Source organism: Flavobacterium zepuense (genome assembly GCF_007097145.1).
Classification (GTDB): Bacteria; Bacteroidota; Bacteroidia; order Flavobacteriales; family Flavobacteriaceae; genus Flavobacterium; species Flavobacterium zepuense.
Genome location: NZ_VJVZ01000024.1, coordinates 1 through 9,627 on the forward strand (window position 1 = coordinate 1; position 9,627 = coordinate 9,627).

Sequence of the window (9,627 nt, forward strand, 5' to 3'; positions counted from 1 at the left end):
TGCTTGGGTCTGTGGATTTGGGGTCGTATGGTAGGTAAGGGCATTTCGTGACGTTACTTCAGTTACATCCTGATAGGTAATTGAAAGTAACTGGTTACCATTGTTGTCTTCGATGCTGGACAGATGAAAACTACTGATATAGGTCAACGGATCAACCAATTGAGGTTGCTCTGCATCACTCGCAGCCCAACCTGTTGTCAAATTAGCAACTGTTTCAGTTGTGGTTTCAGGAGTTGTAAATAGGTATTTATAACCTTTATCATCATAGATGGTAAAGCCTGAAAACACATATGGCACAACATTAGATTGATCATGCGTGTATGTAAACGCGATTTGTAAAGCATTATCATTGTCAAGCTTTACAACCTCTAATTGGTTGTTTGATGTATTTTTTTTTATATAAAACCTACCTGTATGCCCCATAAAATTGTATTGGTATAGGTCATGTTCACTATCAAAAATTCCTTTTTCAAAAGCACTCCATAAATATTGCGCCCTGTCTCCCGCAGATGCTGTGTTATTCATTACCTGATAATATTTATTCGGCGAGTTAGAGATATCATAGTTATATATACCTACCCTGGGCGTGATAAAATTATTGGCATTACCCGGACGGCAGATCTCGTCAGGGAGGCCTTTTACAGTCCTTGATACAGTTCCGCCCGCCAGCAAATTCCAGCCCAAGCCGGTATAAGAAGCGACCTCTTTTATAGCGATAGAAGAGGGATGGTATTTTAAAGATAGATTTAGCGCTATATCCTTTGATAAAGTCTCTATGTTGTATAGGGGTATAGAAATATCAGGGATTCCTGTGTAATTATTTACGGGCACTTCTTCAAATTTCATAAGTGAAGCAACTGTCGGCGATGGCGGCGAAACATTCGGCATTTCAGACGTTATAGAAGCTGTAGAGCCACCACCTGTGGATAACTGGCAAAATGCATTAGAAAAACTAAAAACGGCAAGAATTAAACAGAGTTTTTTCATGATAAAGGCGGTTAGGTATTAAATTTTTACACCAGCTTTTATATTAGCGTCGTATCAGGATTCAACTAATAAGTTATAAAGATTGCAGATGTAATAGAGTAATGCCTGACTGGTTAAATCAAGACTATACTTCTTTGAGTCGAAAATTAGGGAAGATGTATCTACTGGCAATACCCATTGATGGGGATTTTTTAAAGAATTATTAACAAGAATTTATATTGTAATAAATTCATAAAAATTAATTAAATAGGTAAAATTCAATGTAATGTTTGAAGAATTGAGTGGATTTTAACAACTATAGGCCTTTTTGTCTCTCTCTGTCCTTATGTTATGATTCATGCCAATTTCAAATTGTTAATAACTCTAAATTGTATCCAGTCGGATCGTTTGTCAAATTGCTTAAAAATAACCACATATATATGTGTGTTTCTTCGTAATATATAAGCGTCCTTTCCTCTTTTATTTTTTTATGGAAGAGGAACTTTTTGAGATTATTATATTGGAACTAGATTACTTTATTATAGAAAGAGTAAGGGAGATGCGTATTAAACATAAACCGTACTTATCCATGCTTAAGCTCTCCCAGGAAATAGATCTTGGCGACAGTTACGTTAGCAGTGTCGAGAATTTGAAGTCAAGAGTTAAGTACAACATTAGGGCTCTCCATAAAATTGCTACCTTTTTTAAGCTAAGGTCATATAATGAACTCTTTCCTTCGAGGGTAATGAAAAATGATATTGTACGAATGCGTTTAAGAAAACTTCCTATTAAAAAAGGAAAACTAAACGTGAATGATAATGGAACAGTGGACAAAACTTATGAAATAATATCAATTACTCCACTTACCGAAAAGGAATTACAGCTTTGGAAATCTAATAAGCTCGACTATCTAACCATCATTAAATAAGTCAATCAGTGTTACTTTTTCTTAATTACGAGATGTGATTTCGCCGGATCATTAAGTAAAGCCTCCATTTCAAACCGGATAATATCCTGAATATCCTGTTTGATCTGAAGATAGTTTCGCTGGACGATGGTATTATCCAGCTTACGAATCACTTCAATCTCTTTATAATTGTCCTGCTCTTTTTTGAGCGCCGCGTGGTCATTCAATATCTCACTATGAAAAGCTTTAAGTTCTATTTTATCATCAGGTTCATCAGCTACCATACCTACGAATTCACCGGAACTTAAAGCAGATATTTTAGATGGTGGTATTGCAGATTCCAATTGCTTTGAGCGGCTGATGGAAGTATCGCCGCTATTGATCGAAAGGCTTTCCCTGTCCTGCATAATTTTACCAAAGCGCTCGGACAATTGCTTTGCCGTGTCGCCAGTAACCTGTCCGCTGACAATATTCCCGATAATGTTTACGATAACATCAGCCTGTTCACGCCCATAATCTTTACGAAGCTGGCTAAAGTCCTGGATACCTAAACAGGTAGAAACCTTATTACTCCTTGCGGTTGCTATTAGGCTATCCATATTATTGAGGTAAATAGTTGGGAACTCATCGAATATGAGGCTACTTTTTTGCCTGCCTTTTTTATTGACAAGTTTTACTAAACGGGTTACATAAAGTGATAGCACTGCTCCATAGATCTGTATTTTTTGTGGGTTATTACCCATGCATACGATCTTCGGATCATCTGGGTTATTGATATCCAAACTAAAGTCATTACCCGAAAGCACATAGTATAATTGTGGCGAAGAAAGCCGTGCCATAGCTACTTTGGCGGAGGCTATTTGCCCCTCTAATTGCTCCATCACATCTGCGAGGTAAGCGTTGACAAACGGATTGATGAGTACTTCAATTTCCTTTTCTGTCCTGAGTAGGGTAAAGAGACTATCGTAGTCCACCTGCATCAGTTCGATCACATGGGGCAGGGTACAGAACTCACCATCCTTGTAACGCTTTAGGTACCATATAATAGCGGTCAGAAAATTGATGGGGGATTCAACAAAGAAGTCGCCCTGTTTCTTGATCCATTCGCGGTTCAGGCCCATTAAAATTGTGCGTGCTGATTCCGCTGCATCAGTAATATCGGTCATATCCGATGGCTCCAAGGGGTTACACCTGTGCGTTCGCGACAGATCATCAAAATTGATGACATAAAATGATGGCGCTTTCTTGTATTTGTCTTTATTATTCAGCCATGTATTGTAGGCAATACGCGAAAGATCATCAAACTTAAAATCGTAAATGAACATGGTAAATCCTTTGCGGATGTGCTGGGTAATGATGTGCCTGATCACAAAATAGGATTTACCGGAACCTGGGGTGCCCGACACCAAAATTCCCCTGAATGGATTGATGATGTTTATCCAGCTTTTTCGCTGCTTATCCTTTAACATGTATTGAGCAGGCAGGTTGATCGAATACTCATTTTCGAGTAGTCGTTCTTCCTGCGGGAAGGTTTCATTTTCTTTGTTGAAAATATCCTTATTATTTAGCCTGTTCTTAATAATGCGGGAAAGCAAGGTGCCACCAGTAAGAACAAGCAGGTAACCAATGCCGGTAATACCTATATATACCTTAGCGAGATAGTCCACTTCGAGAACCATCTTCAGGGCAAGGTAACTGGCAAAGTATAAAAGCAGGCCAGTGACCACATAGGCAAAAGCCGTCTTATGGTTCAGCTTTTCATCCTTACGGCCTTTGGCACCCATTAAGGAAATGCACAAAAAGCCAAGGGCGATCAGCTTGGATTTATAAAAATTGGAGAGCATGCCTGTCCTGTAGACGTTGCCGAGCAGGCGGTCGCTAAAAGTACTGGTCAGCCCCCAGTAGTAAAAGGCTGCATAGCAAAAATAGTAGCAATGGATCACTAAGATCACAATGCTTATCAGGCGGGTCATATCCAGTATTTTCCTCAGCGCCTGTTCGTTTTCTCCGGTTTGCATGGCCATAACTTTAGATTTTACAGGTTATTATTGTTTCGATTATTTTTCCTGCGCTTTTTCTTCTTACCCTTTAGTGGGCGCGGCAGGTAGTCAGGGGTAAACTCAGGTCGCATTAATGCATCTAAAAGGTTACCAGCACTTGATGAAATTGCTACATCTTTGGTTTCTGCCGCACCTGCGCCAGCGTGTGGCTGTAACCCAGTTTTTCGCGGGACTGCTTGACCCGGCAATTGCTGTCCCGTCAGTACTTCTTGCAGGCATCTTTCCTGAATAGCTTTAGCACTGTATTGCTTTCCGAGCGCGCTGCCATTGAATACACATTTAGTGGTATGGTCAATATAAGTAATACCGTAGATCAGCCCGGTTTCATTCTGGCGCAGGGCAACATGGATGCCCTGCTTTCCAAGGGCATTAACAAAGTCCTTGAGGAGGGTTTTACCGCCGAGTAAGGCAACATCAACGGCATTCTTAACCTTTCCTTTATAAGGAATGCGTTTTACTTCGTTGCCATTGTATTTTCCCTCCAGAAGTTTAAGGGTTGGCTTATTATAAAAAGCGCTGGCTTTGATGGGAACGCCGATGGGTTTTCCACCCGAATCCAGCATATGGTAGACTAATCCGCCGGTCTTGTATATCCTTGATCCTTCGGTGCCCCGGTCAGCCTGAACATTATATTGTCGAAGCACTGCATTGAGTTCTGCAAGGCTGGTATATTTGTAATCTGCTACAATATTTTCCAGGATCAATTGAAGCGCTTTTTTCGATTCCATACGCCCGTAATTAACCTTACCTATCGAAATAGGCTGGAGTTTATTTGCTGCGCTTTCCTTCTGTCCCTGGGCTGCAACAAGTCCAAAGCGCTGCTCAACTTCTTTGCGTGCCGGTTCCGATTTTTCTATACCTATATGGTGCAGGCTAATTCGCTTGCTATCCGATGTAATATTCGTGGTAACCAGGTGCAGGTGTGGATGCCCGGCATCATGGTGCTGGTACACTAAAAAAGGCTGGTTCCCAAAGCCCAGTTTTTCCATATAAGCTTCTGCAACCAGCATCAGTTTTTCTTTAGGCAAGTTGATTTCCGAGGGGTCAAAATTGAGTGAAATATGGACGCTGTTTACCTTAATATCAGGCCGTAATTCCATCTGCCTGAGCAGCCTGTTCAGCCGCATTATGATACTTGTTTTCTCAGGGTCAAAGGGATAGTTTCCCGCGCCGATTATTTCTGCTTTTCCTTCCTTAACCTTGTTCTCATTGTAATTGAAAATGCGGTGGATCGAGCGGCCTGTTTTTACTACCGCAACCATGATTCAGATAGTTTTTGGACGTGCTCTTTTATGCTGTCTATCTTATTGGAAAGTGTACGTTTTTCCACTTCAAAGACCATTAGCCAGTTCCTGAATTCCGGTAGCTCGTCGATAGTATGGAGGCGCTTGACTACCTGGTTAAAGTTGTTTCCAATAGCGTTAAGTTCCTGTCGCAGCCTGCCCATTTCTGTTAAGGAATCATCTTTTGAACCGTCGCGATAAATCGTTACTATAGGTTTATCAAATAAGCAGTGCCTCAAATAATCACTGAGGTTTTTGCAGGTAGAGGCACTTGACCTTCGCTCGATCTTTTGGTATTCCTCCGGGCTCATTCGGAAGATTATACGCTTTGTCCTGTTTGAATTTTCATTTTCCATCACATCATCATTTATCACATTTCAAACTCATTCATCAATTCATCAAACCCCGCCCACGACTTCGGAGTAAAGGGCGGCAAGATATCCGGTGTATGACACCGGTTCATCTTGCCGTTTGCTGGTACAGGCAAACTGATTGCTTCCAGGTTATCCCGGAAAGCTTAAAAAAATTATCTGTTAGCTGTAAAAGCCCAATCGTGGCTATAGTACATTTGGAGGTTTTCCAGATGTAGGGCTGCCTGCTTTAATTTGGGAATGCCGGCACTTTTATGCACCCGGTGAATTAATAAGCCAGTCATTCAGATCGCCATATCCTTCATAAAATCTGCGTTCATCCTGATACTGTTTGCCCCATGTGAGTGCCAGCTCAACAGCATTTTTGCCAGCGTCATCATTATCCAAAAAGAGGCTTACATTTTTATAGCTGTCTAATAAAGGCTGGATGCCTTCTAAGAAAGCAAGGGAGTTTAGGATAATGTAATCGGCATTATCATGTTCATTAGTTTTGCAGATTACCATAAAAGATAAGAAGTCAAAAAAGCCCTCGAAGATTAAGGCGTTTGTAGCACCGTGTTGAATGGTCGTAATTCGCTTTGGCGAGCTGCTTACTTTATGGTAAGCGTTACGGATCTCGTAGCCTCCAAGGTCGTTCTCAAAGCCAATGCCATACCACACTTTTTCGCCAAGTTCATAACGCACTTCGCAGCAAAACTGGGTTGCAATTTTGAGAGGGATTTTGCGCTGCTGAAGGTACCGTTGCAAAGGCCACGAAGACAATAAAAAGCTATCCAAAATTTTGATCTTCCCTTGATGCTCACCGGCTGATCTGACCGGCAGAATTTGTTGCTGTTGAAAGGAAAAATCACCGGACAATTTTACCAGTGCATCTGCCACGCTGCACTCCCAAAACAGGACACCAAAATCGACAAGGTTACCGCCCTTGCCCATGCCGTGGTCATACCATCTGTTGAGTGCCTGGTTGACCTTAAACGATGGCGTATGCTCCTCGCGCAATGGGGAGTGGTACCAATGATCATTACGGATGATCTTTACCGGCTCATAACATAATTGGGACAGGCAATGTACCATGTCCATTTCTTTAGCTTCACCTATCATAAGCCTCTTTTTCCTGAATTCCATAACCGCACATTTTCACTTTCACATTCAGTTCTCATAAGCAAAAGTAAAGCGGCCTTTTGGATTTTACCCATCCTGGTCGAATTTCGATTAGGATGCGTATTTGCAGGCAGACTACTTTTGCAAGAGTAATTTATTGTTCAATTAAACATGTGTAATTATGACAGCAAATGTAGTGGCCCAGGTATTCGATACGATATTGAGTACTCCTGGAATGAATGAATTGGTGAAGATCGACCTTAAGATTTCACGAAAAGATGTCTTGCTCCTTAACGCAATTATTGAAAAGGGGCTGTCCGATAAAGGAGATGATAAGACAGGGATACTGGCAAACGTTCCTGCTGATGATTTACAGAAGCTAAAATCACTTGCCGATGAGGCGCTACAAAAGGCGGGTTTGGTAGAACTCAGCCAAAGGCTCAGTGAGCTTGACGGTACGAAGTGACCGTGATTTATAACAGGCTGCACATTGCAGCCTGTTACTAACGATTTGAACGATTGAACATGCCCTTTATCTGATTTAAGGGCATTTGTTTTTGTAAAATACTATGTGTGCATATATTTATTATACAAATGCCTTTCACTTTAATAATTAATTAGGCGCTTACCATTGCTTTGATATTCTTGTCTGCTATTTTATTTTTCATCGGTAAGCGCAAAAATTTTCACTTATGGAAAATGTAGATTACAAAAACAAACCTTTCCTTGTAATGGCGGCTATTGCAGCAGCCATTTATAGTTGCCTTCACGGTCGTTGGTCGGAAATACATATTGCTATCAGATCTTCGCGCTTTTATTTCGCTTTAATAGTTAGCTTGTCTATCGCCCTGATACTTGTCTTTTTCGTGCACAATACTTCCATTCGCCTCGATGCAAAATACAGCTGGCGTCAACATTTTTTAGAAAGGGTATCCTACCAAATTTGCCTTGGTATATTTGTAGCAGCGTTTATAGACTTCCTGTTTATCGGAATTTATTTCCTGGCAATCGGACAGAATGTATGGTACAATGGCTATTTCCGTGCTGGAATGCCCGTTGTAATGATTTTGCTATTCTTATTAAATTGTTATTACTGGATACACTACCTGATATTGACTTCAAATAGTAAAGAATTTCCCAGTCTTTCTGAAGATAAACAAACGGAGGAAATGCCCTCCCAAAACAACAACTATATGGAACCTTTGCTTGAAGGTTTTTATAAGGGCCGGAGCTTTCGTTATCAGCCATCAAAAGACGTGCTTTATTTTTATCGGGAGGAAAAATTCGTGCGCTTTGTGACGATGTACGGTGATAATCTCCCGCTTGCAATGACCATCGAAAATTTAGCTGATAAATACGCGAAAGCTGGCATATACCAGGTTGGTCGTGGGATATTAATTAACTATCGTATCATTGAGGATTATCAAGCAGGAGCGCGCGATAAGCTTACAATTGTTATCAGGCAAGAATATCTATCGTTGATTCAAAATCTAAGTACCGACTATTTTTTTGTTACGAAAAAATACGTCGAGAGTTTTAAAAAGCAATTTGGGAAAAATATAGCAGGTGAACAGCTTTAAAAATGGTTGAATTAGCGCAGTTACAGATGTTTTTTCGCATCCATCGGTATGTTTTGTAACGAATATATTTGTCATTGGCTGAAAGGTCATGTTAACTGGTATCTTTTTACCGACAACTCGCACCCCGTTAAAATTTGTGCTTTTTTAGAATTAAAATATTCCCATACATTTGACATACCGACAAGTACAGCGTTTCAAGACTTTGAACCTGAATACAAACAGCTTTAATTATTGCCTTTAGAATAAATAACCAAATATCAAAAACGCAGTGGTATGTATCCGCTATGTGAAGCAACAGGGAAAAGTTCTTTGCCTTCGCTCCGGGAAGCCAAACAAATGATCTTTTATTTCAGAAGGCATTCCCTGGATAAGGTAACAGGGCTTCGCATCAGGCACAGGCGTGGTAAGGCCGCTTAGCGGCGGGTATACCAATGCCCTTACTGCGAAGAATACCATCTGACTAAATGGAGCAAGCAGAGATTCAAAGGTGCGCCCGTACATGAGTTGTACCGGGGTTCGCCTGATCGGTTGGCATCCGATGATGCCGCAATGATGGAAAACGGCAGGAATTATCCTGCCGCTAAAAAAGTCCCACCTGAGGGATTCCTATTTATTCACTCTCTAACCAGGATAGCGCCGATTACCTATAGACCACACTTTGTCTGTACCCCGTTTATCCAAAAAACTGATTGATGCTACAGCGTTTGAATTTTATATATCTTCTAAAGGCATAGCATTTCCGGCTAAAAACATTAATAATTTATTGCATTCGCTTATGAAAAATTCTTACAAATTTGCTTTAGGACTGCTTGTTGCGGTTCTTGCAATCGGATTTAGTGCCTTTAAAACCAATGAGGATGTTTCCAAAAAGAAATTGGTTACAGTAACGTATTACCACATAGGTAATAATTATGTACAGACCGTTCCACCTGCTAATTACTCGTGTAAAAATGACGACTACAATTGCACAGTTAGTGTGACCGCTACAAATCCACCTACAGGATTTTCTGAAACTGCAATTCCTGCCGGAGCCACATTGGGGGAAACATCGGGATCATGGAAACCATAGCTACTTAACCGAAAGGGCAATACCTATCCGTTGTTAGTGATAATTCCAATACAATCCAGAAGCTTTTACAAGGACACATCAATTATAAAATTGATGTGTCCTTTCTAATGGTGATACTATATAACAAGTATTTAATACCTCCTCAGACTTTATTAAGTTTAAAATATTTCGAGTACAACAATGTAAATTTCTACTGATGTGATTCGAGTATTGCTATAAATGCATTTGTATTTGCAGCACCCACATCCGCACGTGGCGGCCCTGCGGTTATCAGGTCGCCATTTTTATCA

9 protein-coding genes are annotated in these 9,627 nt (G+C 40.6%); 4 read left to right on the forward strand and 5 right to left on the reverse strand.

Annotated features, from left to right (window positions below):
* Positions 1-987 (reverse strand): hypothetical protein (locus FMM05_RS20670; protein ID WP_221932292.1); only part of this gene is annotated, 987 nt, incomplete at its 3' end.
* 469 nt (positions 988-1,456) lie between these two features.
* Between FMM05_RS20670 and FMM05_RS20675 the strand changes: the two genes are divergently transcribed.
* Entirely contained in the window at positions 1,457-1,894 is a 438-nt protein-coding gene (locus FMM05_RS20675) for a hypothetical protein (RefSeq protein ID WP_143375330.1), read from the forward strand.
* Positions 1,895-1,905: 11 nt separating this feature from the next.
* Here the strand turns inward: FMM05_RS20675 and mobC are convergent, their stop codons facing one another.
* The 4 genes from mobC to FMM05_RS20695 all read right to left on the reverse strand — a co-directional run bounded on the left by mobC (position 1,906) and on the right by FMM05_RS20695 (position 6,712).
* On the reverse strand, positions 1,906-3,891 hold the full coding sequence (gene mobC, locus FMM05_RS20680) for a conjugal transfer protein MobC (protein ID WP_143375331.1): 1,986 nt from the start codon (positions 3,889-3,891) through the stop codon (positions 1,906-1,908).
* Between the two features lie 17 nt (positions 3,892-3,908).
* Positions 3,909-5,195 (reverse strand): relaxase/mobilization nuclease domain-containing protein, encoded by a 1,287-nt coding sequence (locus FMM05_RS20685; RefSeq protein ID WP_143375332.1) that lies wholly within the window; start codon positions 5,193-5,195, stop codon positions 3,909-3,911.
* The gene (locus FMM05_RS20690; protein ID WP_143375333.1) at positions 5,183-5,572 is read right to left on the reverse strand and encodes a plasmid mobilization protein; all 390 of its coding nucleotides are present in this window, start codon (positions 5,570-5,572) and stop codon (positions 5,183-5,185) included. Before FMM05_RS20690 ends, FMM05_RS20685 begins: the two co-directional genes overlap by 13 nt.
* 267 nt (positions 5,573-5,839) lie before the next feature.
* Positions 5,840-6,712, reverse strand: a complete 873-nt coding sequence (locus tag FMM05_RS20695; protein ID WP_143375334.1) for a toprim domain-containing protein — start codon at positions 6,710-6,712, stop codon at positions 5,840-5,842.
* Between the two features lie 157 nt (positions 6,713-6,869).
* On the opposite strand from FMM05_RS20695, the gene FMM05_RS20700 reads away from it, so the two are divergent.
* The 3 genes from FMM05_RS20700 (at position 6,870) to FMM05_RS20710 (ending at position 9,337) form a co-directional block, all read left to right on the forward strand.
* A complete protein-coding gene (locus tag FMM05_RS20700; RefSeq protein ID WP_185965646.1) occupies positions 6,870-7,154 on the forward strand; it encodes a hypothetical protein in 285 nt (94 codons plus the stop codon).
* Positions 7,155-7,380: 226 nt separating this feature from the next.
* A complete protein-coding gene (locus tag FMM05_RS20705; protein WP_143375336.1) occupies positions 7,381-8,268 on the forward strand; it encodes a LytTR family transcriptional regulator DNA-binding domain-containing protein in 888 nt (295 codons plus the stop codon).
* 775 nt (positions 8,269-9,043) lie between these two features.
* Entirely contained in the window at positions 9,044-9,337 is a 294-nt protein-coding gene (locus FMM05_RS20710) for a DUF6520 family protein (RefSeq protein WP_143375337.1), read from the forward strand.
* Positions 9,338-9,627 lie beyond the last annotated feature (290 nt).

What these genes read in the sequence shown, in the direction of transcription:
- FMM05_RS20675 (WP_143375330.1), top strand. Translation starts at nt 1,457, where the DNA reads ATGGAAGAGGAACTTTTTGAGATTATTATATTGGAACTAGATTACTTT.
- mobC (WP_143375331.1), bottom strand. Translation starts at nt 3,891, where the DNA reads ATGCAAACCGGAGAAAACGAACAGGCGCTGAGGAAAATACTGGATATG.
- FMM05_RS20685 (WP_143375332.1), bottom strand. Translation starts at nt 5,195, where the DNA reads ATGGTTGCGGTAGTAAAAACAGGCCGCTCGATCCACCGCATTTTCAAT.
- FMM05_RS20690 (WP_143375333.1), bottom strand. Translation starts at nt 5,572, where the DNA reads ATGGAAAATGAAAATTCAAACAGGACAAAGCGTATAATCTTCCGAATG.
- FMM05_RS20695 (WP_143375334.1), bottom strand. Translation starts at nt 6,712, where the DNA reads ATGGAATTCAGGAAAAAGAGGCTTATGATAGGTGAAGCTAAAGAAATG.
- FMM05_RS20700 (WP_185965646.1), top strand. Translation starts at nt 6,870, where the DNA reads ATGACAGCAAATGTAGTGGCCCAGGTATTCGATACGATATTGAGTACT.
- FMM05_RS20705 (WP_143375336.1), top strand. Translation starts at nt 7,381, where the DNA reads ATGGAAAATGTAGATTACAAAAACAAACCTTTCCTTGTAATGGCGGCT.
- FMM05_RS20710 (WP_143375337.1), top strand. Translation starts at nt 9,044, where the DNA reads ATGAAAAATTCTTACAAATTTGCTTTAGGACTGCTTGTTGCGGTTCTT.